This is a genomic window from Leifsonia lichenia (assembly GCF_054780215.1).
This window is the reverse complement of the sequence record NZ_BAAGWT010000004.1, coordinates 348714-372581: the sequence shown is the minus strand read 5'-3', so window position 1 is coordinate 372581 and position 23868 is coordinate 348714. Positions and strand designations below refer to the sequence as shown.

Annotated in this window: 19 protein-coding genes; 7 read left to right on the top strand and 12 right to left on the bottom strand. The window is 68.9% G+C overall.

Annotated elements, in window-relative coordinates:
• Positions 1 to 155: 155 nt before the first annotated feature.
• Positions 156 to 1769, top strand: coding sequence for an MFS transporter (locus ACYVGI_RS12195; RefSeq protein ID WP_460632874.1), 1614 nt, complete (start codon positions 156 to 158; stop codon positions 1767 to 1769).
• Here the strand turns inward: ACYVGI_RS12195 and ACYVGI_RS12190 are convergent.
• Entirely contained in the window at positions 1762 to 2601 is an 840-nt protein-coding gene (locus ACYVGI_RS12190) for a helix-turn-helix transcriptional regulator (RefSeq protein WP_460632873.1), read from the bottom strand. The two genes, ACYVGI_RS12195 and ACYVGI_RS12190, sit on opposite strands and share 8 nt — an antisense overlap.
• Before the next feature lie 100 nt (positions 2602 to 2701).
• On the opposite strand from ACYVGI_RS12190, the gene ACYVGI_RS12185 reads away from it, so the two are divergent.
• Positions 2702 to 3484, top strand: coding sequence for an SDR family oxidoreductase (locus tag ACYVGI_RS12185; protein ID WP_460632872.1), 783 nt, complete (start codon positions 2702 to 2704; stop codon positions 3482 to 3484).
• Between the two features lie 110 nt (positions 3485 to 3594).
• Here ACYVGI_RS12185 and ACYVGI_RS12180 read toward each other — a convergent pair whose 3' ends face one another.
• From ACYVGI_RS12180 to ACYVGI_RS12155, 6 genes are all read right to left on the bottom strand, one after another.
• The gene (locus tag ACYVGI_RS12180; RefSeq protein ID WP_460632871.1) at positions 3595 to 3846 is read right to left on the bottom strand and encodes a hypothetical protein; all 252 of its coding nucleotides are present in this window, start codon (positions 3844 to 3846) and stop codon (positions 3595 to 3597) included.
• A gap of 64 nt (positions 3847 to 3910) precedes the next feature.
• On the bottom strand, positions 3911 to 4453 hold the full coding sequence (locus ACYVGI_RS12175) for a hypothetical protein (protein ID WP_460632870.1): 543 nt from the start codon (positions 4451 to 4453) through the stop codon (positions 3911 to 3913).
• An 89-nt stretch (positions 4454 to 4542) separates the two neighbouring features.
• A complete protein-coding gene (locus tag ACYVGI_RS12170; protein WP_460632869.1) occupies positions 4543 to 5118 on the bottom strand; it encodes a hypothetical protein in 576 nt (191 codons plus the stop codon).
• On the bottom strand, positions 5115 to 7076 hold the full coding sequence (locus ACYVGI_RS12165) for an alpha/beta hydrolase (RefSeq protein ID WP_460632868.1): 1962 nt from the start codon (positions 7074 to 7076) through the stop codon (positions 5115 to 5117). Before ACYVGI_RS12165 ends, ACYVGI_RS12170 begins: the two co-directional genes overlap by 4 nt.
• 172 nt (positions 7077 to 7248) lie before the next feature.
• The gene (locus ACYVGI_RS12160) at positions 7249 to 8355 is read right to left on the bottom strand and encodes a DNA glycosylase AlkZ-like family protein (protein WP_460632867.1); all 1107 of its coding nucleotides are present in this window, start codon (positions 8353 to 8355) and stop codon (positions 7249 to 7251) included.
• Complete coding sequence (locus ACYVGI_RS12155; RefSeq protein WP_460632866.1) at positions 8355 to 8930, bottom strand: hypothetical protein; 576 nt, start codon at positions 8928 to 8930, stop codon at positions 8355 to 8357. Before ACYVGI_RS12155 ends, ACYVGI_RS12160 begins: the two co-directional genes overlap by 1 nt.
• Before the next feature lie 203 nt (positions 8931 to 9133).
• Here ACYVGI_RS12155 and ACYVGI_RS12150 point away from each other — a divergent pair, with 203 nt between their 5' ends.
• The 4 genes from ACYVGI_RS12150 (at position 9134) to ACYVGI_RS12135 (ending at position 15915) form a co-directional block, all read left to right on the top strand.
• A complete protein-coding gene (locus ACYVGI_RS12150; RefSeq protein ID WP_460632899.1) occupies positions 9134 to 10150 on the top strand; it encodes an aldo/keto reductase in 1017 nt (338 codons plus the stop codon).
• Between the two features lie 87 nt (positions 10151 to 10237).
• Positions 10238 to 12811: an ATP-dependent Clp protease ATP-binding subunit gene (locus ACYVGI_RS12145; protein ID WP_460632865.1), complete on the top strand. Its 2574-nt coding sequence runs from the start codon at positions 10238 to 10240 to the stop codon at positions 12809 to 12811.
• 307 nt (positions 12812 to 13118) lie between these two features.
• A complete protein-coding gene (locus ACYVGI_RS12140; protein WP_460632864.1) occupies positions 13119 to 15623 on the top strand; it encodes a transglycosylase domain-containing protein in 2505 nt (834 codons plus the stop codon).
• A 64-nt stretch (positions 15624 to 15687) separates the two neighbouring features.
• The gene (locus ACYVGI_RS12135) at positions 15688 to 15915 is read left to right on the top strand and encodes a hypothetical protein (RefSeq protein ID WP_460632863.1); all 228 of its coding nucleotides are present in this window, start codon (positions 15688 to 15690) and stop codon (positions 15913 to 15915) included.
• On the opposite strand, the gene ACYVGI_RS12130 is transcribed toward ACYVGI_RS12135, so the two are convergent.
• Together ACYVGI_RS12130 and ACYVGI_RS12125 are read right to left on the bottom strand one after the other, a co-directional pair.
• A complete protein-coding gene (locus ACYVGI_RS12130) occupies positions 15912 to 17066 on the bottom strand; it encodes a DUF1611 domain-containing protein (RefSeq protein ID WP_460632862.1) in 1155 nt (384 codons plus the stop codon). The genes ACYVGI_RS12135 and ACYVGI_RS12130 overlap by 4 nt on opposite strands.
• 227 nt (positions 17067 to 17293) lie before the next feature.
• Positions 17294 to 17908 (bottom strand): HD domain-containing protein, encoded by a 615-nt coding sequence (locus ACYVGI_RS12125; RefSeq protein ID WP_460632861.1) that lies wholly within the window; start codon positions 17906 to 17908, stop codon positions 17294 to 17296.
• A 132-nt stretch (positions 17909 to 18040) separates the two neighbouring features.
• On the opposite strand from ACYVGI_RS12125, the gene ACYVGI_RS12120 reads away from it, so the two are divergent.
• A complete protein-coding gene (locus ACYVGI_RS12120; protein ID WP_460632860.1) occupies positions 18041 to 20248 on the top strand; it encodes an acyltransferase family protein in 2208 nt (735 codons plus the stop codon).
• Here ACYVGI_RS12120 and ACYVGI_RS12115 read toward each other — a convergent pair.
• Genes ACYVGI_RS12115 through ACYVGI_RS12105 form a run of 3 tightly spaced genes read right to left on the bottom strand, consistent with a single transcriptional unit; the run spans position 20226 to position 23865 of the window.
• On the bottom strand, positions 20226 to 21257 hold the full coding sequence (locus ACYVGI_RS12115; protein WP_460632859.1) for a zinc-dependent alcohol dehydrogenase family protein: 1032 nt from the start codon (positions 21255 to 21257) through the stop codon (positions 20226 to 20228). The genes ACYVGI_RS12120 and ACYVGI_RS12115 overlap by 23 nt on opposite strands.
• Positions 21254 to 22837 (bottom strand): PucR family transcriptional regulator, encoded by a 1584-nt coding sequence (locus ACYVGI_RS12110; protein ID WP_460632858.1) that lies wholly within the window; start codon positions 22835 to 22837, stop codon positions 21254 to 21256. The genes ACYVGI_RS12115 and ACYVGI_RS12110 overlap by 4 nt, the downstream gene beginning before the upstream one ends.
• Entirely contained in the window at positions 22834 to 23865 is a 1032-nt protein-coding gene (locus ACYVGI_RS12105; protein WP_460632857.1) for an S-methyl thiohydantoin desulfurase domain-containing protein, read from the bottom strand. The genes ACYVGI_RS12110 and ACYVGI_RS12105 overlap by 4 nt, the downstream gene beginning before the upstream one ends.
• Between the last annotated feature and the right edge of the window lie 3 nt (positions 23866 to 23868).

Here is a 23868-nt window from a genome sequence, read left to right as displayed (position 1 = left end):
TTCCCCTCCGTGCGGTGAAGCCGACAGTGCGGCGGACCTCGAAGGTTACGCACGCTGGCTGGCAAAGAACTAGGCGAATGTCGTATGCCAGCCGATAGCCGCGGCCATTGCGGCCATCGGCGCAGGGGGAACATACTGACCCCGAGGAGCCGCGCATGAAGAAATGGTCGGTCGTGATCGTGCTGGGCGCCGCCCAGTTCGTGATGGTGCTCGACGGCACCGTGATGAACGTGTCGATCTCGACCGTCGTCGCCGATCTGCACACCACGGTCGCGGCGATGCAGGCGGCGATCACCTTCTACACGCTGACGATGGCGGCGTTCATGCTGCTCGGCGCGAAACTCGGCGACGTCTGGGGGAGGCGCAGGGCGTTCGTCATCGGATCGTGCGTGTACGCGCTCGGATCGCTGCTGACGGCGCTGAGCCCGAACATCGAGCTGCTGTTCCTCGGCTGGTCGGTGATCGAGGGGCTCGGCGCAGTGCTCGTCATCCCCGCCATCGCCGCCCTGATCGCCGACAACTACCGCGGTCACGACCGGATCACGGCGTACGCGGTCATCGGCGCGGTCTCCGGTGCCGCGGTCGCCGCCGGTCCGCTGATCGGCGGATACGTCACCACCTACCTGGACTGGCGTTACGTCTTCGTCGCCGAGGTCGTCATCATGGCGGTCGTCGTGATCTTCTCCCGCCTGGTGCGGGACGAGACCGGCAGGAACCGAACGCGGATCGACGTATCGAGCGTGCTGCTCTCGGCGTTCGGACTGGTGTTCGTGGTTTACGGGATGCTGCAGAGCAAGACCTGGGGGTGGCTCATCCCGCTGCACTCCCCGGTGGTCGGCGGGGTGCCGATCAATCCTTTCGGGATCTCGCTGACGGCCTGGTTCATCCTCTTCGGCGGTGTGCTGCTCGTGCTGTTCGCCCGGAGGCAGCGGAAACTGGCCGAGGCGGGGCGCTCGCCGCTGGTGCACATCGAGATGTTCTCCATCCGCCAGCTCCGCAGCGGGCTCAGCGTGCTCGGCGCGCAGTACGCGGTGACGGCCGGGCTGTTCTTCATGGTGCCCGTCTACCTGCAGATGACCCTCGGCTTGGATGCGCTGTCCACCGGCCTCAAGATCTTCCCGCTGTCGATCTCGCTGATCCTCTTCTCCGTCGTCGGCACGATGCTGTCCCGGCGCTGGTCACCGCGGCGGATCGTGCGGGTGGGTCAGGTCATCCTGGTGGTGAGTTCCATTCTGCTGCTCGGGGCGGTCACGGCCGACCTGCGGAACTGGCTGTTCGGCATCGGGATGTTCTTCGCGGGCAGCGCGCTCGGGCTGCTGGCCTCGCAGCTCGGAAACGTGAACATGTCGAGCGTCGGCGAGAAGCAGACAAGCGAGGTCGGCGGCCTGCAGGGCGTCTTCCAGAACCTCGGCTCCTCGCTCGGGACGGCGCTCATCGGCTCGATCCTGATCGGCGCGCTCGCGACGTCATTCGCATCCGGCGTCGCGGCGAGCAGCCTGCCGGACAGTGTGCAGTCCACGATCGCAGAGCGGACGAACGGCGGCGTGGAGATCGTGCCGGCCGCCAGCGTGCAGAAGATCGGGGAGGACGCCGGACTGTCGACGAGCGACGCGAACACCCTCGAGTCGATCTACCGGGACTCGCAGCTCTCGTCACTCAGAGTCGCGCTCTTCGGCCTGATCGCGATCTCGCTCGGCTCGCTCGCGTTGTCCCGCGGCATCCCGACAGAGGTGCTCGGCCGTAAACAGGAGGACGAGACCGTCAACTGAACGCCTGCGTGCCCAGCACGCCGAGCAGCGCGAGCTTCTCCGCGCCCTCCGAGCGGGGAGGGGCGGTGAGGACGAGCAGGCACTGGGACTGGTCCTCGGTGAAGAGCACTTGGCAGTCGAGCTCGATCGGGCCGAGCTCGGGATGCACGAGCGTCTTGTGGTCCTCGAACCTGGTGGCGACCTCGTGCCTGTCCCACAGCTCGGCGAACTCCTGGCTTTCCCGCAGCAGGGTCCGCACCAGTTCGCCGGCCTGCGAGGTCGCGCCCATCGCGCCGTACGCCACCCGCAGCGACGCGACCTGCGCGCGGCTCTGCCGCGCCCTGTCGTCCTCCGGATAGTGGATGCGCTCCGTCTCCGGACGCACGAACCAGCGGTACGACTCGAACCGCTCGATGCCGGTGTACCCGGAGCGGTCCCCGAGCAGCGCGGCGGACAGCCGGTTCTGCACCAGCGTCTCCCCGAGGTTGGAGAGGATCAGCGCCGGGGTGTCGTCGAGACGGTCGAGCACGCGAAGCAGCGCTGGGGCGACGTGCGACGCTCCGCTGAGGCGGTCTGGCGGGTTGTGGCCGGCGGCGCGGAACAGGTAGTCGCGCTCGTCGCCGCTCAGCCGCAGGGCTCTGGCCAGCGACGCGAGCATCTGCTCGCTCGGCTGCGGACCCCGCTGCTGCTCCAGGCGCGTGTAGTAGTCGGCCGACATGTTCGCGAGCTGCGCCACCTCTTCGCGTCGCAGCCCAGGGGCCCTGCGGCGCGCCCCGGAGGCGAGCCCGACGTCGGAGGGCTGAAGCTCCTCGCGGCGTCTGCGGAGGAAGTCGGCGAGAGAGGCGCGGTCCATGCATCCATCATCCGCCGTCGCCGCGCGTGCAACCAGGGATCGCGGATCCCCCGATGACCGCTCTCTGCCGGGATGCGCGCGGGCGGCAGACACTCGAAGCATGAACATCACAGGAAACACCGTCTTCATTCCCGGCGCGACCAGCGGCATCGGCCTCGCCATCGCTGTCGCGTTGCAGGCGAAGGGCAACACCGTCATCGTCGGCGGTCGCAGGACCGAACTGCTGGAGCGCATCGCGGCCGAGCACCCTGGCATCCACACCGTGCGGATCGACACGGCGGACGCCGAGAGCATCCGTGCGGCGTCGGCGCAGGTCATCGCCGCGCATCCGGAGCTCAACGTGGTCGTCGCGATGGCGGGAATCATGCGCGTGGAGGACTGGCACTCGGCGTCCGGGTTCCTCGAGACGGCGGAGGCGACCGTGACCACCAACCTGCTCGGGCCGATCCGGCTGATCGCCGCGTTCGCCGAACACCTGCAGACCAGACAGGACGCCGCGATCGTGACGGTGTCGTCCGGGCTCGCCTTCGCCCCGCTCGCCGCGACCCCCAGCTACAACGCGACCAAGGCCGCGATCCACCAGCTCAGCGAGAGCATCCGGCTGCAGCTCGCAGACACGGGCGTGCAGGTGATCGAACTGGTGCCGCCAGCGGTGCGCACCGGACTCCTGCCCGGGCAGGAGGAGAGCGAGGTGGCGATGCCGCTCGACGACTTCGTCAGCGAGACGATGACACTGCTCGAGACCCAGCCGGATGCGCAGGAGATCCTGGTGGAGCGCGTGAAGTTCCTCCGCTACGGCGAGGCGCGCGGCGACTACGCGACGGTCGTGGATGCGCTGAACGCGTCGGACCCGCACGGGAAGAAGCCGGTGCCGGTCGGCTAGGGCCGTTCCGCCGGACGTGCGTGGGCCGGGGCTGGGCGCGTCAGCCGGGTTTGGTGCGTCGGTGGGTTTGGCGCGTCGGGCGGCCTGGCGCGTCGGGCGGGCCTGGGGTGTCAGGCGTGCTTGACGTCGAGGCCGAGCCAGGCGGCGAGGTCGGCAATCTCCGCATCCACTGCGTTCTTCCTCGACGTGCTGATTTCGTGGGTGCGCACTCTGTCGTGGATGAGTCGGTCGAACGGCGAGAGTAGTGCGGTGCGGCCGGTGAACGGGCGGCCGGAACCGAGCGCATCCAGTGCGGCGGGGTCGACCCGCCACGGGCGGGAGCTGCCGTCGATCTCGACCGGTTCCCCGGCGTCGCCGACCATCGCGGCGCGCGAGACGCCCTGCGAACGCAGCCGGTCGGCATCCCGGATGCGCTTGGCCTCTTCGTCACCAGTTCTTCGGCAGCACCGGGTCGTCTGGGTCGATCGGCGCGCACCGGCTATATCCCTGGAAGTCGGCGTAGTTCTCACCGATCGTGAATACGATCGCGAACCCGTCTTCACGGACACCGGTCAAATACGGCGGGTACGACACCACCTTCCGTGGCGGGTAGATCCTGTTGTCCTCGACCACCTTCGTCGGGAACCCATAGTCTGTCCACATCTTCGCAACCTGCTCGGCCGTGTCCTCTGGAGTGGATTTGGTCGGACCTTTGTACTGGTTGAAGATGTTCCAGCTCTCTGACGGGGTGCCATCGGCATAGTCACCACACCCGGTCCCCCAATCCATCGTGTCTGGTTTCGGCCAGGTGTCGGCGACCAGGGCGGTCGCCTCATCGTAGAGTCGCTGGATCTCCTTTTCGACCGCCACGCGGTCGGATCTGTCGCTATCTTCCATCTGCTGAATCTCCTTCGCAGTCTTTGGCTGTGGCGCACAGCCCGCCAGCGCTCCAGAGGTGAGCAGCGCGGCCAGCGCCACCACACGTAGCACGCGGCGAGAGTCCCCCACGGTCGCTTTGCTCCCATCAACCCCGATAGAGCGACGCCCTGTGACTGACCTGCCTCTCGAGCGACGCACTGTCACCAGTTCTTCGGCAGCACCGGGTCGTCCGGGTCGATCGGCGCGCACCGGCTATATCCCTGGAAGTCGGCGTAGTTGTCGCCGATCGTGAACTCGATCGCGAACCCGTCTTCACGGACACCGGTCAGATACGGCGGGTACGACACCACCTTCCGCGGTGGGTAGATCCTGTTGTCCTCGACCACCTTCGTCGGGAACCCATAGTCTGTCCACATCTTCGCAACCTGCTCGGCCGTGTCCTCTGGACTGGACTTGGTCGGACCGTAGTACTGGTTGAAGATGTTCCATGACTCCGACGGGGTGCCATCGGCATAGTCGCCGCACCCGGTTCCCCAGCTCCTGTCGGGCACCGTCGGCCACGTGTCCGCGACCAGGGCTGTCGCCTCATCGTAGAGACGCTGGATCTCCTTTTCGACCGCCACGCGGTCGGATCTGTCGCTATCTTCCATCTGCTGAATCTCCTTCGCAGTCTTTGGCTGTGGTGCGCATCCCGTCAGCGTTCCGGTGGCTAGCAGCGCGATAAGCGCGACGAGGCTCGCCACGCGGCGAGGGGTGCCTGTGCTCGTAGTGGTCATCGTTGGGCTCCGGACGGGGTCGGGCTCGGGCGAGGTTGCGGGTTCGGCGTGGATCGGTCCTGGGGGGTGCCGCCTGTGGGGACTTCCTGCCCTCGCCCCATCGTCGCCATTGCGGTGGCGTATTGAGCGGAGGTGCGGTTGTCGAGGTAGCTGTAGGCGTCCGGGTTCGTGGGCCCGTTTCCGAACGGGCCGTGTTTCGTGATCCCCTCCAGCGCGACACCGTCAAGGGAGGAGGCCTCGGCGCTGAACGGGTGCGCGCCGAAGTCCGGGCTGGTGGGATCGGTGCGGCCGGAAAGTTTCTGTCCGATCACGGCCCATCCGTCCTTGACGCCCTGGGCCGCGTATACCTCCCCGCCCGGCACGTGCAATGTCGCCGCTGAGGGGATGCTGGTGGCGACACCCGCTGAGCCGAGGAACACGACGTGCCCCGCTGACACGTCCTTTTGGGACAGGGCGAGGGTGGCGACGTTGGTCCCGTACGAGTGCGCCACGACGGAGAGCCCGTCCGCGTTCGCGGGCCAGTCCTTCACCGCCGTCAATCCGCGCAGTGTGTTTCCCAGGCGTTCTGCTCCGGCTTTGGCGAGGTCGTCCTGGGTGACGCCCCACCCGTCCATGCTGCCGGGCGGGTCGTAGTCCAGCCACGACAGCACCGCGATCTTGTTGCGCGAGACACCGGACGCCTTCGATTGCTGCTGTCGCAAGTCTTTCGCGGCGTTGCCGTATTGTCCGATGTCGTTGGCGGTGGTTCCCATGCCGGGCACCACGACGCTGATGTGTTCGGCGGTTTCCAGAAGCCCGGTGCTGATGGCGACTTTGGTGCGTTCGCCGGGTTGATAGACATACAACTCGCGCGGTGGTTCACCGGTCGGACCCTTGCCGTAGGCCTTGTCGATTCGGGACAGCGTCTCGGTCAGCTTCTGCGCCTCGGCGAGACGATTCAATGCCAGCCGGCGCACCCCCTCGAACGGCGAGGTGAGCTCGGGGTCGTTCTTGGCTTCCTTGAGGCGGTTCTTCGCTTCGGCGAGGTCGACCTTTAGGCATTGACGGTTTGCGTCGGAGCGCACACGCGGAGGGACACCGTCAAGGTTGCCGACGAGCCTCGGAACGGCCTTCGCCCACTCCTTCCGCTGCTTGGCGTCGAGCTTCTTCCACCACGCAGCCGTCTTCTCCGGCGCGGGCGGATGGTCCCAGAACCTCTGCAGCAGTTCAGGATGAGCTTCCAGCATGGTCTTCATCTGCGACGGGGACAGATCGCTCAGGAGCGACGACAGCTCACTGGGCGTCGCAGTCGCCCAGTCCTTCGACGAGCCGAGGCGGGCCAGGAAGTCCAGCATCTTCTTCCTCGCCGCGACAGCATCGCCCCCTCCGGCGCGCGAGTCGCCATCTCTTAGGCCGAGTCCTTCCAGGAGCGCAACGGTGTCCCTGATGGCGGCTTCCAGTTTCGTCACGCCGTCTCGAAACAGCCCCTGCGTCGCGGAGTCGAAAGCTCGCAGTGCGCCCAGCCTGCCTTCCAGGTCCCGAAGGTCTTTCTCCAGTTGGCCCAAGACCAGCTCCAACTGCGCGTTCTTGAGCTGCAGCGCGCCGCTCAGACCAGGCGCGGCCACGATGAGGTCCGCGGCGCTGATGTTGAACTCGATCAGGCGCTCGGTCGCGTCCCGCTGGTTCCGGGTCGCAATGATCTGCGTGTTCAGCTCATCCTCTTTAAGGACCCCGAAACGACTCACCTTCGCGTCAGCCAGAACATACGTATCGAGCTCACTCCGTATCACAGCCAGCTCAGCCTTCGCTCCCGTGATACAGGGCGTGATGATCCAGGTGAACAACGCATCGACCGCGGAATACCCCTGTCCGGACAGTTCTCCCGTGCCCAAGCCCGCGAGCAGCCGATTGGACGCCTTCTCCAGCTTGTCCAGCACAGACGACGCAGTGGTGAGGTTTGCCGACAATGCGGTCGTCATGCTTTCAGACTCGCCCGAGTCATAGCTCAATCCCACAATGCGCCCACCCTCTTGTGCCGGAGCCGCTCCGACTCCGCCGGGCCAACGCTAGCAGTTCAATATTTGCAACACCAATACTTCTGCTGCAGATACTACGTTTGTCTGGCTCAAGGGGTCGTGCACGGCGAGGGCGTCAGGCGTGCTCGACGTCGAGGTCGAGCCAGGCGGCGAGGTCGGCGATCTCCGCATCCACTGCGTTCCTCGTTGACCTGCTGAACGGGGTGTCCTCGTGGACTGCGGTCACCCGGAGGACGCCCGCTTTCCTGTCTGCCATCGCGTCGAGCTTGCCCACCAGGGTGTCGCCGTGCAGGATCGGCAGCGCGAAGTAGCCCCAGCGGCGCTTCGCGGCGGGCTTGTACATCTCCAGCAGGTATTCGAACTCGAAGATTTCGTGGGTGCGCACCCTGTCGTGGATGAGCCGGTCGAACGGTGAGAGCAGTGCGGTGCGTCCGGTGAACGGGCGGCCGGAACCGAGCGCATCCAGTGCGGCGGGGTCGACCCGCCACGGGCGGGAGCTGCCGTCGATCTCGACAGGTTCCCCGGCGTCGCCGACCATCGCGGCGCGCGAGACGCCCTGCGAACGCAGCCGGTCCGCATCCCGGATGTGCTTCGCCTCCTCCTCGGGGACGACAGCGATCCCCGCGGGGTAGACGCGCTCTGCGATGTCCCAGGTGCGCTGCCTGCCGATGCGGCCTGCGGTGGCGATCACGCCGCGGGCGGACAGGAACTCCAGCATCCTGCTCACATTCTGGTTGTGGGTCCAGCCTGTCGACTCCCACGGCACCGCGGCGGTGTCGGGGATGTCGCGCGAGAGGAGAGGGCCCGTTTCACTGAGCCGGGCGAGCACCTCCAGGCGGAACTGCGCGTTCGCCTCCAGCCACGCCTGCACGCGGCTGCCATCGGACGGCCAGCGCGACATGGCGTCGAGGTGCAGGCGGAGCGCCGAGGTCGGACGCAGCATGGCGATCGGCGGGGTGCTCGGGTCGTCCTGAGCTTTCTGCTCGAACAGGGTGCGGTCGACTTCGACCGCGCGCTGCAGGTGCTCAGGGCGGTACGACGATCCGATGCGGGTCCACGCGATGAGGTCGGCGGCCGGAGCGATGGCGGCGGTGGGGTCGAGTTGCAGCAGGGTGAGCTGCTCGACCAGAGGCACCAGCTCGGTTGGGCGGTCGGCATCGAGCCGCTGGGCCTGGACGGCGATCCTGCGGGCGTCCGCGCGGCTCAGCCGGGTGACGGCCATCAGCCCTGGTGCCCCGCGTCCGCCAGCTCGTCCACGATGTGCTGGTAGAGAGCCGCGGAGATCAGGTGGCGCCGCAGGGCCGTGGCCGCCACATCCATCGGCCCGCCCCCTCCCTGACCGGACGAGTTCTGGCCGATCGGGATGCCGTCGAGCGGCACAGGGGGGATCTCGCGCAGCCGGGCGACCAACTCCGACTCGTCGAGACGCCCCTGCCCGTACGCCTCGAACAGCCGCCCGGCGTACGCGCCGGCATCCCGGAGGGCGGCGACCCTGGCGCCGACCTCGTTGAGATAGCCGAGGTCACGCCATTGGAGGATGTTGGCGTGCGCTTTGCGCGCGGCGTTCGCGACAGCGGATTTGGCCTGTGCCGGCGGCGTCGACAGCGGGACCCTGGCCCGGAAGGCGGCGAGGGGGAGGTCGCTGAACCGCACGAGGAAACGGGCTGCGTCGTGCTCGACGGAGACGGTGTCCGGGTCAGCGTGCATGGGGGACTGGAGCGCTGACGCCACCGCGTCGTACAGCGCCCTCGCCTTGGCATTCGCGACGCCATTTCTGGAGCCGGCGCGACCTTCCATCCTTCAAGGTTAACGCGACGCGGGGCGCTCGGTGCACGCGCCACGGCTTCGCGCGGGCTGCTGAACGGCTTCGCGGGCGGATCGGAGCGGGGTCGCGGGGGCGGCGCGGCGGCGGCGCGGGGGCGGCCGAAGGAGGTACTGACAGAGCCTCCCACCCGCAGGGCGGCGGGAATAGCGTTGACGTCATGGTCACAGAACATGACATGACGTACCGCCCCCTCGGCCGCACCGGTGTGAAGGTCAGCCCGCTCTGCCTCGGCGCGATGATGTTCGGCCCGTGGGGCAACGACGACCGTGCAGACGCGACCCGCATCATCCACCGGGCGCTGGATGCCGGCATCAACTTCGTCGACACCGCTGACGTCTACTCCGGTGGCGTGTCGGAGGAGATCGTCGGTCAGGCCATCGCCGGACGCCGCGACGATGTGGTGCTCGCGACCAAGTTCTTCATGCCGATGAGCGATGACCCCAACGAGCGGGGCGGCTCGCGCCGGTGGATCATGCGCGAGGTCGAGAACTCGCTGCGGCGCCTGAACACCGACCACATCGACCTCTACCAGGTGCACCGGCCGAGCGACGACACGGACATCGAGGAGACGCTCGGGGCGCTCACCGATCTGGTGCGGCAGGGCAAGGTTCGCTCCATCGGCTCGTCGTCGTTCTCCGGATCGCAGATCGTAGAGGCCCAGTGGGCGTCGCGCGAGCGCAACCTGGAACGGTTCGTGACGGAGCAGCCGCCGTACTCGCTGCTGGTGCGCGGCATCGAGGAGGACGTGCTGCCGACCATCCGCCGCCACGGAATGGGGGCGCTCACCTACAGCCCGCTCGGCGGCGGCTGGCTGTCCGGACGCTGGCGCAAGGACGCCGCCTCCTCGCCGACGTCGTCCGCCCGCCCGAGCGCCCGCTTCGACATGAGCTCGCCCGAGAACCAGCGCAAGCTCGACATCGTGGAAGACCTCGCGGTGCTGGCGGGCGAGGCGGGCATCAGCCTGATCGAGCTGGCCATCGCGTTCGTCATCAACCACCCGGCCGTGACCAGCGCGATCGTGGGACCGCGGACGATGGAGCAGCTCGAGTCGTACCTCCCCGCACTGGAGGTGGTGCTGAGCGACGAGGTCCTGGACAGAATCGATGCGATCGTGGCGCCGGGCGTGACGGTGAACCCGGACGACAACAGCTACGGGATGCGGGAGCTGACCACGCAGGAGCGGCGGCGCTGACGCGTTCCTGCGGCACGGGAATATCGCGAAGCCCGAAGCGTTGAACTTGAGTGCAGTTCACTCAACTTTCAACACACAGGAGATTTCGTGCCCGAAGACTTCACTCCCGACAGTAACGAAGGCAACTCGTTCGACGAGTTCCTCGCTCGTTACCTCGCGGGTGAGCGTGCGCGTACCGCGCGCTCCATCGACATCAGCCGGTTCCTGAGCCGGCGCACGCAGGAGACCCTCGCCGAGGCCGGACGGTTCGCACTCGAACACGGTCACAGCGAGCTGGACGCCCTGCACATCCTCCGCGTCATGGCCACAGAGGAGCCTGCCGCGGACGCCATGCGCCGCATCGGCGCCGACCCGCAGGCGGTCGCCGCTGCGGCCGAGCAGCGGCTCCCGCGCACGGGCGACCCCGTGGACGCCGACGCCGCATCCATCACTCCGTCTGCCCAGCGGGCGCTGTTCCACGCATACCAGGTGGCTCGCGCATCCGGATCGACGTACATCGACCCTGAACACCTGTTCTTCGCGCTCGTCGTCGTGCAGGACGCCCCGGCGGGGCAGGTGCTGCAGGCCGCGGGTGTGACACCGGACGCGCTCACCTCCGCCATGCGCCAGACCACCACGGTCGGCGCGGGCTCAGCAGGACAGGACGGGCAGGACGACGGTGCCGACGCATCCACCACTCCGATGCTCGACAGGTTCGGCACCGACCTCACCCAGCTCGCCCGCGACGGCAAGCTCGACCCGGTGATCGGCCGTCTCGACGAGATCGAGCAGACGGTCGAGATCCTGTCCCGCCGCACCAAGAACAACCCGGTGCTGGTCGGCGAAGCCGGTGTCGGCAAGACCGCGATCGTGGAGGGGCTTGCCAGCGCCATCGTCTCCGGCGATGTGCCGGAGCAGCTCCGCGACAAGCGCGTCGTGGCGCTCGACCTCGCCGGGATGGTCGCGGGAACCCGCTACCGCGGCGACTTCGAGGAACGCCTGACCACCCTGATGGACGAGATCAGCGCAGGGACGGACGAGCTGATCGTGTTCATCGACGAGCTGCACACCGTGGTCGGCGCCGGCGGCTCCGGCGAGTCAGGCGGCATGGACGCCGGAAACATCCTGAAGCCGCGCCTGGCCAGGGGAGACCTGCACCTGGTCGGTGCGACGACGCTCAAGGAGTACCGCCGCATCGAGAAGGACCCGGCGCTCGAGCGCCGCTTCCAGCCGGTGACGGTCGGCGAGCCCAGTGTCGACGACGCCGTGCTCATCCTCTCCGGGCTCCGGGGAGCGTACGAGGAGCACCACGGCGTGACGTACACCGACGACGCGATCCGCGCCGCCGTCGAGCTGTCGGCCCGCTATGTCTCCGACCGCTTCCTGCCCGACAAGGCGATCGACCTGATCGACCAGGCGGGGGCACGCCTCCGCCTGCGCCTCGGCAAGCGCGTCGACACGACAGCGCTGATGGGCACGCTCGCCACGCTCGAAGCGGAGAAGAACTCCGCGGTCGCCGCCGAGCACTACGAGGAGGCGTCGCGTCTGCGCGACGAGATCGAGAGCGTCCAGCGTTCCCTCGACGAGCTGGGCTCCGCCCCGCGACCGGATGCGGTGGTCGACGAGCCGGAGATCGCGGCGGTCATCTCGCGTGCGACGGGCATCCCGGTCAGCCGCATCGGAGAAGCCGACCGTGAGCGCCTGGCGAAGCTCGAGTCCGAACTGCACCAGCGCGTGATCGGCCAGGACGACGCGGTCGTCGCTGTCGCCAAAGCGGTCCGCCGCAACAGGACCGGGCTCGGAGACGAGCGCCGCCCCGTCGGAAGCTTCCTCTTCCTCGGCCCGACCGGCGTCGGCAAGACCGAGCTCGCGAAGGCGCTCGCTGCCTCGCTGTTCGGCGACGAGAAGGCGATGCTGCGATTCGACATGAGCGAGTTCGGCGAACGCCACACGGTCGCCCGCCTGGTCGGCGCCCCTCCCGGATACGTCGGCTACGACGAGGCGGGGCAGCTCACCGAGCGCGTGCGCCGCAACCCGTACTCCGTCGTGCTGTTCGACGAGATCGAGAAGGCGCACCCCGACGTGTTCAACCTGCTGCTGCAGGTGCTCGACGACGGCCGCCTCACGGACGGGCAGGGACGCACCGTCGACTTCCGCAACACGGTCGTGATCATGACGTCGAACCTCGGATCGGAGTTCCTCGCATCCCGTAGCGGAGCCCTCGGCTTCGTGCCGGTGGGAGGCGACGCCTCCGCCGCGGGCTTCGCATCGGAGAAGGACCTGCGCGACCGCGTGATGGGCAAGCTCCGCGAAGCGATGCGGCCGGAGTTCCTGAACCGGATCGACGAGATCGTACTGTTCAGGAAGCTCGACGCCGAGCAGTTGCGCGACATCGTGCGCCTGCTGCTGACGGCGACCGCGGGCCGCCTCGGCACGCGCGCCATCGCCTTCGAGGCGACGGACGCGGCCGTGGCCTGGATCGCGGACGCAGGCTACGAGCCGGAGTACGGCGCGAGGCCGCTGCGCAGGGTGATCCAGCGCGAGATCGACGACAGGATCGCCGAGTTGATGGTCAGCGGAGAGCTGACCGACGGCGGCGCGGTGACGGTGGATGCGCAGGGCGACGAGCTCCGCGTGACCGCCGGAGCGCGAGCGGGCGAGTGGATGCGGGCGGCGGCGTAAGCGGCGGCTCCGCGTTCGTGCGGAGTGTGTGAGAGGAGGCGGTGATCCCGGACGGGGATCGCCGCCTCCTTCGTGTCGAGGCGACCAACCGCGCGGCGAACCTGAGCGCCCCGCATCCCGTGTCTGTGAAGAACGACAGCATTCGGAGGCGTGCGTCAGAGGTTTCTTAGTGTTCCGGTGGAACGCTGGACCGATGCCTACCCGACCGCCGTTCCGTGACCGCCCGCGGTTCGCCGCATTCTCGCGACGTTTCGACCCGCTGAGGCGGTACGAGATACGGCCGGCGCGGTCGCGGGCGGGGCTGATCATGCAGTTCGGGGTCGTCGCGCTCATCGCAGCGGTGCTCACCTCGGCGTTCGTGCTGCCTGGTTTCCTGGGAGTCGGCCAAGCCGCTGCTGCCGCGTCGAACGCGTTCGAAGCGTTGCCGTCGAACCTGGAGATCCAGCCGTTCGCGCAGAACACCACCGTCTTCGCGAAGAAGGGCGGCGTGGATGTTCCGATCGCGTCGTTCTACGCGCAGAACAGGCAGGATGTCGGCTGGAACGACGTGGCGCAGACCGTCAAGGACGCCACCGTCGCCGCCGAAGACCCCCGGTTCTACCAGGAGGGTGCCGTCGACCTGCTCGGCACGGTCCGAGGTGCGCTCTCGACCGTGAGCGGCAGCTCCGTGCAGGGCGGATCGTCGATCACCCAGCAGTACGTCAAGAACGTCGAGGTCGAGCGCTGCGACGCGCTCACCGACGCGAAGAAGCTCAAGGCGTGCTACGCCGATGCCGCCGGCGTCACCCTGCAGCGCAAGGTGCAGGAGATGCGGTACGCGGTCGGGCTGGAGAAGAAGTACTCCAAGCAGCAGATCCTGCTCGGCTACCTCAACGTCGTCGGGTTCGGCGGGACCGTCTACGGCATCCAGGCGGCAGCGCACTACTACTTCAACACCACGGCGGCGCAGCTCACCCTTCCGCAGGCGGCGACGCTGACGGCCATCCTGAACAACCCGGCCAACCTGCGCATCGACGAGCCGGACAACAAAGACAACGGCGCCGCCAACGGGTACAAGGCCACCAAGGAACGGCGCGACTACGTGCTCGACCGCATGGCGATCAACCACAAGATCACCGCGGCAGAGCGGGACGCGGCCAAGAAGACGCCTGTTCAGCCTGCCATCACGCCGACGACCTCCGGATGCGCGTCCGCCTCCCAGTACAACGCGGCGTTCTTCTGCGACTACGTGCGGGATGTGGTGCTCAACGACCCGGCGTACGGCGCGACGGCCGACGACCGGTGGGCGACGCTCAACCGCGGCGGACTCAAGATCTACACCACCCTCAACCTCGACCTGCAAGCGGTGGCGCAGCAGTCGCTGAGCTCGTACATCCCGCCGTCGATGGCGGGGATCGACCTCGGCGCATCCAATGTCTCGATGGAACTCGGCACCGGCAGGATCGTGACGATGGTCGAGAACAGGGCGTTCAACAACACCGACCAACCGGTCGACGGCACGACGGCGGTGAACTACAACACCGACGAAGCGTACGGCGGGTCCCAGGGCTTCCAGACCGGGTCGACGTTCAAGGCGTTCGACCTGGCGGCGTGGCTGGAAGCGGGCAACAGCCTGTACGACACGATCAACGCGTCGCAGCACGACTTCCCGACGTCCGACTTCACCAACAGTTGCGCGGACATCAACGGGCCGGACTGGCCCGTCACCAACGACGAAGGCTCGGCGAGCAGGCTCTCCGTGATGGCGGCGACGGCCGAATCCGTGAACACGGCGTTCGCCAAGATGGGCACGCAGATCGACCTGTGCTCCATCCTGAACGCCGCGAAGGCGCTCGGCGTGCATCCCGCGTCGTCGAGCAACCCGCTGACCTCCGTTCCGTCGATGATCCTCGGCGTCAACTACCTGTCGCCGCTGACGATGGCCACCGCGTACGCCGGCATCGCCAACAACGGCGTCGTCTGCACGCCCGTCGCGATCGACAAGGTCGTGAACGCGGACGGCTCGGCGCACAAGGTCAGCCCGACCACCTGCACGCAAGGCCTCCAGCCGAACATCGCCGCAGGCGTGACGTACGCGCTGCAGGGCGTGATGCGCGGCGGAGGCACGGCAGAGAGCGCCAACCCGTACGACGGGACGCCCATCATGGGCAAGACGGGAACGACGGACGACTCGCTGCAGAACTGGCTCGTCACCTCCACCAGCAAGGTGTCGACGGCCACCTGGGTCGGCAACGTGTCCGGCTCGACACCGCTGCGCAGCCTCGACTTCGACGGGATCGGCGGCGGGAACGTGAAGTTCTCGATCGCGAAGCCGATCCTCAGCGCCATCGACGGCCTCTACGGCGGCAGCGCGTTCGCCAAGCCGACCAACGCCGTGCTCTACGGCGACCAGGTGACGATCCCGGATGTGTCGGGCAAGACCCCGCAGGAAGCCCAGACGCTGCTACAGGGACTCGGCCTGGATGCGACGATCGACAGCACGCCGGTCGACTCCTCACAGCCCGCCGGAACGGCCGCGGGAACGGACCCGGCAGCGGGCACCTCCGCAAACAAGGGCAGCTCTGTGACGGTGCAGGTCAGCAATGGGCAGTCGGCGAGCATCCCTGGCGACCTGATCGGCAAGACCGAGAGCGAGGCACGAGCCGCGCTCGCCGCCGCAGGATTCACGAACGTGACGGTGAAGAAGCCGGATGCCGGTGGGAACGGCAACGGCAACGGCAAGGCCGCCGCCGATCTGCGGGTGACCGCCGTCGACCCTGCGGAGGGCACAGCGGCCTCGAAGAGCCAGACGGTCACCATCACGCTCGGCTGAGCGGTGCTCGGCTGAGCGAATGGCGCCGGCGCAGAAACGCCGCCCGGTGACGCAGAATGGAACAATGCAGGCCGGGAGCGGTGGAGCGAGCGCGACATGCCCGTCGTGCGGCGCGGAGGCGAACGTCGTGCGCAACCCGTACTACGGAGCGGGCCTCGCCGTGCACGAACTGATCGTCGAGTGCCCGCAGTGCGGGGTCGGCTTCCTCGACACCCTGACGTCCGCCCCCGATGCCGCGCCGCGCAGGCGACGCGGGCTCTGGGGGACGCTCAGGGCGCTGTTCGGGCGCTAGACCGCCGCGGCGGGCGTCGTGCTGGCGGCGCTCGCAGCCTTGGCGGTGCTCGCAGCGTTGGCGGTGCCGGTGTGCTCCAGCTCGGGGAATGCTGTCAGCACCATGTCGACCAGTGCGGCAAGCGGGCGGGCGAGCGGGTCCGTCGCCGGGAGGCCGAGCTCGAGTTCATGCGCGTCGATGGCCGCAGTGATCTCGGCGTCCGTCAGGTTCTCGTGGTTGATCGTCACGCCGATCACACGGGTGTCGGCGAACGACTCGATGAGACGGATCTCCTGCGCGGCGGACGGCACGGGCATCATCGGGAAGTCGTCGAGCATCACGCGCGCCGGTGCGTGCTGCAGGATGACCGCATCCGGTCGGCTGCCGCGCAGGATGTATGCGCTGGTCAGGTAGGCCGGGTGGCTGAGCGCTCCCTGGCCCTCGACGACGATGACGTCCGGCTTCTCCTCCTCGAACGCGGCGACGACCTCGTTCTCCACCTCCCCGGAGAGGAACTGCGGAACGCTCGCGTCCAGCGCGACCGCGTACCTGGCGCCCTGGATGAGGGCGGTCTGGCCGGTGCCGACCATCACGGCCCGGATGCCACGAGTGTTCAACGCCTGCACGAGCAGGGTGCTCGTGGTGCGCTTGCCGACCGCCCCGTCTGTGCCGAGGACGGCGATGCGCGGGCAGGTGACGTCGAAGATCCTGCCGGAGAACAGGTGCATCTCGCTCTTCGGCTTGGGACGGCGGACATCGTCGATAGTCACCCCGGCCAGCAGGGCGGCGGCCGCGAACTCCGGCTCGTCGTCGAGGAACTCGTGCAGGCCGTTGACGAGGTTCATGCCGCGGGACATGCCGTCGAGGAGGGCGGTGCGGTGACCGGCGGAGAGCATCCCGTCCGCCGGAGCCATGCCGACGATCAGCGTGTCCGGCACGAAACCGGCGTGCGCGATGGCCTCGGCGATCGAGCCGAGCACCGGGACGCCGTTCGGTACGCGGTCGAGCACCAGGCCGGAGTCCTCCCCAGCGTGACGGCTGTCGACGACGCTGAGGATCCGGTAGCGCTCGGAGTGCCGCACGAGGCCGTTCGCGGTCTTGCCGTCCTGCTCGGCGAACAGGCCTTCGCAGTAGACGATGGCGGTCGTGGGGGCAGGCAGGGACGCGGGCATGGGGATGCTCCTCTGATAGCACAGAGGAGGCGACGGGTTCGAGGCGGAGCCGCTGAGGCTCGACGTTCACGAGGCGTCTTCCCTGAAAACCGGCTCGGTGCCGGTCTGCGAACCATAGCAGCCCGGGCTGGCCGCCCACGCCATCGAGCCCAGGAATTGTCTCGCTAAAACGGCCGGTAATGGTGAAAAAGCCTGGGCTCGATGGCGTCGGGGCTAGTCGGGAGGGGCTAGGGGCGAGGTCCGCGCGACTCGAGGGGGTTGTCGGCCAGCTTCCGCTCGACGCCGTTTGCGACGATGCGCGCGGCCTGCGTCGCCGGCTTGCGGGCCGCCTGGTCTGTCACGCAGGCGCCGAACTCGGCCGCCAGGGTGAGTCGTGGGTATGCGGCGAGCACCTCCCGCTGGAAAGACAGAGGGAGGGCGTCAGCGCGGAAGCCGGAGATGTCGAGTCCGGTGGCGATCTCGAGCAGGTGGCCCTCCACATCCATCGCCGGGTCGACGGACGGCCAGTTGTGGCGCACGATCACGTCGTGGACGCGCTGCCGCCGCTCGACCGGCCAGCCTGCACCCGCCGTGAGCGCTGCGGCGACGTGACCGCCGGCGTCCTCATAACTGAGCGTGACGTTGTCGAACTCCTCGACCAGGCCGAGATCGTGCAGCAGGGCGGCGACGTAGAGCAGTTCCCTGTCTGCGCCGTCACGCCCATCGAGCTCGGCGAAGCCGATCGCCCACAGCCACGACCGGATGCAGTGATTCAGCAGGGCGGTCGACTGGCGCTCGGCGGAGAACTCGTACGCGGCGCGGGACGCCTGGGTGTCCGGCGGAGTGATGTCAGCGAGGTGCATACCGACATCATGCCGTGTTCGCGGGGCGAGTCGCGCCGAGTCTCGGTCGAAACTCCACCAGCCTGGAATGCGGAGTCTGAAATCAGATAAACTCGCTGCTTACATACCGCGAGCAGCAAAGGGAGAACGCGTGTGAGTGCGACGAGCGGGGGGTTCCGCCGCGACATCCAAGGTCTGCGGGCGATCGCGGTGATCGCCGTCGTCCTGGACCATCTTCTGCACTGGCCGAGCGGGGGATTCGTGGGCGTGGACGTGTTCTTCGTCATCTCCGGATTCCTCATCACCGGCCTTCTCCTCCGGGAGCACGAGCGCACAGGAAGAATCTCGTTCTCGGCGTTCTATCGCAACAGAGTCAGGCGCATCCTCCCAGCGGCCGCGCTGGTTCTGACCGTGACGATCGCCGCCTCGTGGATGATCTACAGCGCCGAGCGTCGGCTCTCGATCCTCAGCGACGGCGGCTGGTCGGCCTGGTTCGCAGCGAACTGGCACTTCGCCATGATCGGCACGGACTACTTCGGCGCGAGCGGTCCGCCGTCGCCGTTGCAGCACTTCTGGTCCCTGGCGGTCGAAGAACAGTTCTACCTGGTGTGGCCGGTGGTCATCGTGGTCGTGCTCGCCGTCACCGCACGGTTCGCGGGCGCGCGGAAGCGTGCGATCGGGTCGGCCCTGGCTGTCGTTCTGATCGGGCTGGTGGTCGCATCGTTCGGGTGGGCGCTGTTCGAGAGCGCCACCGCTCCGACCTGGGCGTACTTCTCGACGTTCTCCCGAGCGTGGGAGCTGGGTGTCGGCGGCCTGCTCGCGCTCTTCGCCGGACGGTTCGCCCGCATCCCCGGGCGGTTCGCGCCGCTGCTCTGCGTCGGCGGACTCGCGGGGATCTTCGCCTCGATCGCCCTGCTCAGCAACGCGCTGCCGTTCCCGGGTCCCTGGGCGATACTCCCTGTCGTGGCGACGGCGGCCGTGATCGTCTCAGGGATGAACGGGCGGCTGCGGTCGGCATGGCTCCTCACCAACCCCGTGGCCCAGTACACCGGCAGAGTGTCGTACTCGCTGTATCTCTGGCATTTCCCGGTGATCGTCATCGGATCGAGCCTGATCGGAGTCGGGGTGTGGCAGTCCATCGTGCTCAGCATCCTGATGTGCGTGATCGCCGTGTACGCGTTCCACCTGGTCGAGGAGCCGATCCGGACCTCTGGCTGGTTGCGTGAGCGCTGGCCGCGACCAGGGTGGCCACGTCGGGGCCGGCGGAGTCTGAGGCGGCGGAGTCAGGGTTGGCAGGGTCAGGGTCAGGGGCACGGGCAGGAGCAGGGGACACTGGCGGGCGCGAGGCAGCCGCGCGACCCGCACGGAACGCACGCACCGGGGCGCACGCTCGTCGCCCTGAGCTTCCTCGCCCTCGTGGCGGTCGGGACGACCGGTGCCGCACTGGCGAACACGGCGCCGCGTGCCGTGACGGCAGGGACGGAAACGCTGCTCTCCAGCCTTGCGGGCGACGGGGATGCAGAGGACGTGGAACGCGCTCCGGATGCTCAGCTCAGCGCTCTTCGCGCGGAGCTGAGCATCGCGCTCGAGGAGACGAGCTGGTCGGAGCTGACGCCCTCGATGGATGAGGCGTTGAACAACAGGGTGGCCGCCGACGACGTGATCGCCTGCGCGACTGCGACCGTGATCGACGAGAAGAGCTGCACCTGGGGCGACCCCGCTGCTCCGAAGACCGTCCTCATCGCGGGGAACTCGATCGCCACCGGATTCGTGACGACGTTCATCGACGCCCTGAGAGCGCATCCGGAGTGGAAGGTGATCTCGTACGCGAGGATCGCGTGCCCGTTCGGCAACCCCACGATCAACGGAGACGAGGTCCCTCCCGGCTGCGCCGAACGAGCGGATCGCGTGGTCGAGGCTGTCAATCGCCTGCAGCCCGACCTCGTCGCGATCGCGGGCGTGACGGATGTGCAGGGCGTCGGGTCCAAACTGGATGCGATGACCGCAGACTCGACCATCGCGCTTCTCACGATGCCGGTCGCCGACAAACCGATGAACGCGTGTTACACCCGGATGAACAGCCCGCAGGATTGCATCAGCACCCACGAGGCGCCGCGTGGGGCGAGCATCCACCAGAAACTCGCCAACAGCGCCCCGGACAAGCGCGTCGTGATCGACACGGTCCCGTGGTTCTGCGTCGATGGGCGCTGCCCTCCGACGGTCGGCACGACGCTGATCAAGTCCGACGACAGGCACATGACGCCCGAGTACGCCAGCAGGCTCGCACCCCTCCTCCACGAAGCCCTGGTCACCCTGGGCATCGTGGAAGGGGCGCCCGTCACGACGGATGCACGACCGTGATCCCCGTCGGCGGCGCGGTGTCGGCCTGGGCGAGCATGGTCGCGCCGGTCTCCAGGGTGACCGCGCCCGCCAGGAGGTCCTGCGGGCGGAGGGCTCCGGAGGCGACGAGGTCGAGCATCCCCGGGTAGTCTGCGGCGGACATGCCGTGGCTGCCGAGGATGTCGAGCTCCCAGGCGATGACACGGTCGAGGGGGAGGGCGGGGAGCTGGTCGGCGGAGAGCAGGCCGATCTGCACGTGACGGCCGCGGCGGCGGAGCGACAGGACGGCGTCGGTGCTGGTGGACGCCGCGCCGACCGCGTCGATGCTCACGTGCGCTCCGCCGCCGGTGAGCTCGGCGATGGCGGAGGGGGCGGAGTCTCCCGCAGCGACGACGTGCTCCGCGCCGAGGCGCGCCGCCAGGTCGAGGGCGGCGGGCGCGCGGTCGACCGCGATCACCCTGGCGCCGATGGCCGCCGCGATCATCACGGCGCTCAGGCCGACGCCGCCTGCGCCGTAGACGGCCACCCACTCGCCCTCGCGCACGGCAGCGCGCGAGCGCACCCCGCGATACGCGGTGGCGAAGCGGCAGCCGAGGCTCGCGGCCGCGTCGTCGTCCAGCGCATCCGGCACCGCGACCAGGTTGAGGTCCGCGGCGCGGACGGCGACCAGTTCGGCGTGCGAACCCCAGTGGGTGAAACCAGGCTGCGTCTGGTTCGGACAGACCTGCGCCTGCCCGCTGCGACACCACTCGCAGGCTCCGCAGCCGTTGACGAACGGCGTCGTCACCCGGTCGCCGACGCGCCACCTGGTCACCCCGTCGCCGACGGAGGCGACGGTTCCGGCGAACTCGTGGCCGGGAACCTGCGGCAGGTGCACGGAGTCGTCATGGCCGGCCCAGGCGTGCCAGTCGCTGCGACAGAGACCGGATGCGCCCACCCTGACGACCGCGCCGCCGGGAGGGGCGACGGGGTCGGCGACCTCGCGCACCTCGATGGGGCCGCGGAAACGGTCGTAGATCATGGCTCTCACGAGGTGGCTCCTCTGGTGCTGGGGCTGGGGCTGGGGCTGGTGCCGGTGCCGGTGCTTCCGCGGACCGCGCGGCACGCCAGGTGCACGGCCAGCCGGGTCTCCGGGTCGGACAGGTCGAGCCCGAGGAGGTCCTGGGCGCGAGCGATGCGGGTGGAGACGGTGTTCCTGTGCAGGTGGAGGGCGTCGGCGGTCGCCGCGATGCCCGACTCGTGGTCGAGGTAGGCGGTCAGGGTCTCCAGCAGCTCGGGCGCGCGGGAGATGAGCGGCCCGAGCAGCGACTGGGCGGCGGGCACGAACGTGTCGTTCTCCGTCCAGGAGAGCAGGAGCTGTTCGAGGCCGAGCGCGTCGATGCGCACGAACCAGCCTGTCGCCGAGCGGCTCACCGCGATGCGGGCGGCATCGGCCGCGCCGTCGATGGTGGTCGCCAGCCCGGCGGACCCGCTCTCCACCGCGCCGATGCCGGTGGCGACGTTGAACGAGCGGCGGGCCGCGGTGTGCAGGGAACGGAGGGCGGAGACCGCGCCCTCGACCTGGCTGGGGGCCGGCGGGGCGGCGAAGCTCAGCCAGCCGGTCACGCCGCGCCCGCTCGTCACCGCGTGCGAGTCCGCGGGGACCGCGGCGAGCTCGCGGTTCACGAAGCGCAGAAGCTGGAAGGTGTCGACCCTGGTGCGCCCGACGATGCGGAAGCCGAGGTGGTAGCCGGCCGTGCGCCAGCCACGGTCGAGGATCCGCTGTTCGCGTTCCGCATCCCTGGTGTCGCGCTGTTCGAGGAAGTCGCGCAGCAGGTCGGCGGCGACGGCGGCGTCGTTCACGTCCGCGACCTCGTCGATCAGGATGCGCGCGGCCACGGCGGGCATGGCCACCTCGGCGGCGACCGCGAGCGCCGTGAGCTGCACAGCGTTCAGGCCGGTGCCGAAGAACGCCAGCCGGAGCCCGGCGCGGCTCGGGCTGTCCACGTGCACGGACGCCGCAGCGCCCTCGTCGACGGTCACCGTGTCGAGCCAGGGGCCGAAGTCGATCGCGGCGTGCACCTCTTCCGGCAGCGCGCCACCCGACTGGAGCAGCACGCCCTCCGCGTCGATGAGCGCGATCCCGTGCCCGACGCTCGCGGACAGGTGGCGCAGCAGGTCGGCGAGACCGACCGCGTGATACTCGATCGACTGGGCGACCTGCCGCACGTAGCCGAGCGTCAGCGCATCCCGGCCCTCCAGCAGCAGCCAGCACGCCTTGGCGAGCGCCATCGGATCGTCGACGTGCAGCAGGGCGAGCCCGACGCGCTCGGCGAGCACACGACTGCCGACCCCGAACAGGTCGGCGTTCGGCATGGCGAGCGCCAGGTAGCCGCGGTCCCGGATGCGGCGGATCAGCGCATCCTGCTGCCACGGCGCGGAGGGCGGCTCCGTGGTGAGGATGGCGAGGTCGGCGTCGATGCCGCTTTCCCCGTCAGCCGGGAGTCCCGCTTCGCTGGAGGCGACGACGACGTCGTGCCAGACGGTGGCGGGATCGGCGGCGGCGACGGGGCGGAGGCCGCCGTTGGCCGGGTGGGCGAGCAGGGCGCTCAGGTCGATGGCCTGGCTCATGCCGCATCCAGCCCGTCGATGCCGAACGCGGAGGGCGTGACCTGCCGCAGCCGCTCCGGACGCTCGGTCCACCAGGTGGGGGCGGGCAGGGCGATCAGGGCGACGTGGCGGGCGATGGACAGTCCGTCGACCTGCAGGATGTCGCGCGACATCGAGTCGATCGTGACGATGATCTCGGGGGAGGACGCCTCCAGGGCGCCGTCGCGCAGCACGGCGAGGACTTCGGAGCGGGCGACCAGGCGCAGGAGCGCCCCGTCGTCGGCGGTCACCTCGACGGCCGAGGAGTACGCGTCGGACGGCGCCGACTCGACGGCGGCGACGCGTCCCGTGCCGAGCATCCGGCCGCCGAGGCGTTCGGCGAGTTCGGAGAGCGGTGCGGCCGCCGCCGCGTCGAAAGCCGTTCCGAGTTCGAGCGCCCGCTCGTACCCGTCGTGCACCGCGTGCTCGATCAGATCGCCGACGGTGAACCCCGCGACCACGACACCGGCTGCGCCGCCGGCCTGGACGATCGCGCCGCGCACGAGGCTCTCGACATCGGCGGCGCGGTCAGTCTCGATCAGGACGACGCCTCCCGCGCCGGAGCCGCACACGGTGACGGTGCCCGGCACCCGGTCGATGAACAGCGACAACTGGTCGAGCCGGGGGAGCGCGCGCCCCATGAAGTCCGCATCCACCAGGGCAAGGCGGCTCGCGAGGGTGAGTGGGGTCAGGCCGTTCAGGCCTGCGCCCTCCAGCGGACAGACCGCGCCGGCGCGAACTCCTGTCCAGCGCTCAGCGGCGGCGATCAGCTCGTCGAACGGGTCGGAGCCGGGGATGCGCTCCGTCAGCAGGTAGGTCGACCCGGCGAACGCCGCGGCGACGCACGGAGTGGCGGGGTCGAGCCCGGCCACCGGATGCACGGTGAGCGGCCAGTCGGCGTCCGCCAGCATCAGTTCGAGCATGGTCGTCGTGCCTCCGCCACCGGAGCCGAGCAGCGAGAACCCCCTGGCCAGCGACGGCAGGTCGCCGTGCTCGAGGGTTCTCGCCATGCC

What these genes read in the sequence shown, in the direction of transcription:
- ACYVGI_RS12165 (WP_460632868.1), bottom strand. Translation starts at nt 7,076, where the DNA reads ATGACGACCGCATTGTCGGCAAACCTCACCACTGCGTCGTCTGTGCTG.
- ACYVGI_RS12140 (WP_460632864.1), top strand. Translation starts at nt 13,119, where the DNA reads ATGCAGTTCGGGGTCGTCGCGCTCATCGCAGCGGTGCTCACCTCGGCG.
- ACYVGI_RS12155 (WP_460632866.1), bottom strand. Translation starts at nt 8,930, where the DNA reads ATGGAAGGTCGCGCCGGCTCCAGAAATGGCGTCGCGAATGCCAAGGCG.
- ACYVGI_RS12190 (WP_460632873.1), bottom strand. Translation starts at nt 2,601, where the DNA reads ATGGACCGCGCCTCTCTCGCCGACTTCCTCCGCAGACGCCGCGAGGAG.
- ACYVGI_RS12110 (WP_460632858.1), bottom strand. Translation starts at nt 22,837, where the DNA reads ATGAGCCAGGCCATCGACCTGAGCGCCCTGCTCGCCCACCCGGCCAAC.
- ACYVGI_RS12135 (WP_460632863.1), top strand. Translation starts at nt 15,688, where the DNA reads ATGCAGGCCGGGAGCGGTGGAGCGAGCGCGACATGCCCGTCGTGCGGC.
- ACYVGI_RS12150 (WP_460632899.1), top strand. Translation starts at nt 9,134, where the DNA reads ATGACGTACCGCCCCCTCGGCCGCACCGGTGTGAAGGTCAGCCCGCTC.
- ACYVGI_RS12105 (WP_460632857.1), bottom strand. Translation starts at nt 23,865, where the DNA reads ATGGCGAGAACCCTCGAGCACGGCGACCTGCCGTCGCTGGCCAGGGGG.
- ACYVGI_RS12195 (WP_460632874.1), top strand. Translation starts at nt 156, where the DNA reads ATGAAGAAATGGTCGGTCGTGATCGTGCTGGGCGCCGCCCAGTTCGTG.
- ACYVGI_RS12130 (WP_460632862.1), bottom strand. Translation starts at nt 17,066, where the DNA reads ATGCCCGCGTCCCTGCCTGCCCCCACGACCGCCATCGTCTACTGCGAA.
- ACYVGI_RS12185 (WP_460632872.1), top strand. Translation starts at nt 2,702, where the DNA reads ATGAACATCACAGGAAACACCGTCTTCATTCCCGGCGCGACCAGCGGC.
- ACYVGI_RS12160 (WP_460632867.1), bottom strand. Translation starts at nt 8,355, where the DNA reads ATGGCCGTCACCCGGCTGAGCCGCGCGGACGCCCGCAGGATCGCCGTC.
- ACYVGI_RS12170 (WP_460632869.1), bottom strand. Translation starts at nt 5,118, where the DNA reads ATGACCACTACGAGCACAGGCACCCCTCGCCGCGTGGCGAGCCTCGTC.
- ACYVGI_RS12180 (WP_460632871.1), bottom strand. Translation starts at nt 3,846, where the DNA reads ATGGTCGGCGACGCCGGGGAACCGGTCGAGATCGACGGCAGCTCCCGC.
- ACYVGI_RS12125 (WP_460632861.1), bottom strand. Translation starts at nt 17,908, where the DNA reads ATGCACCTCGCTGACATCACTCCGCCGGACACCCAGGCGTCCCGCGCC.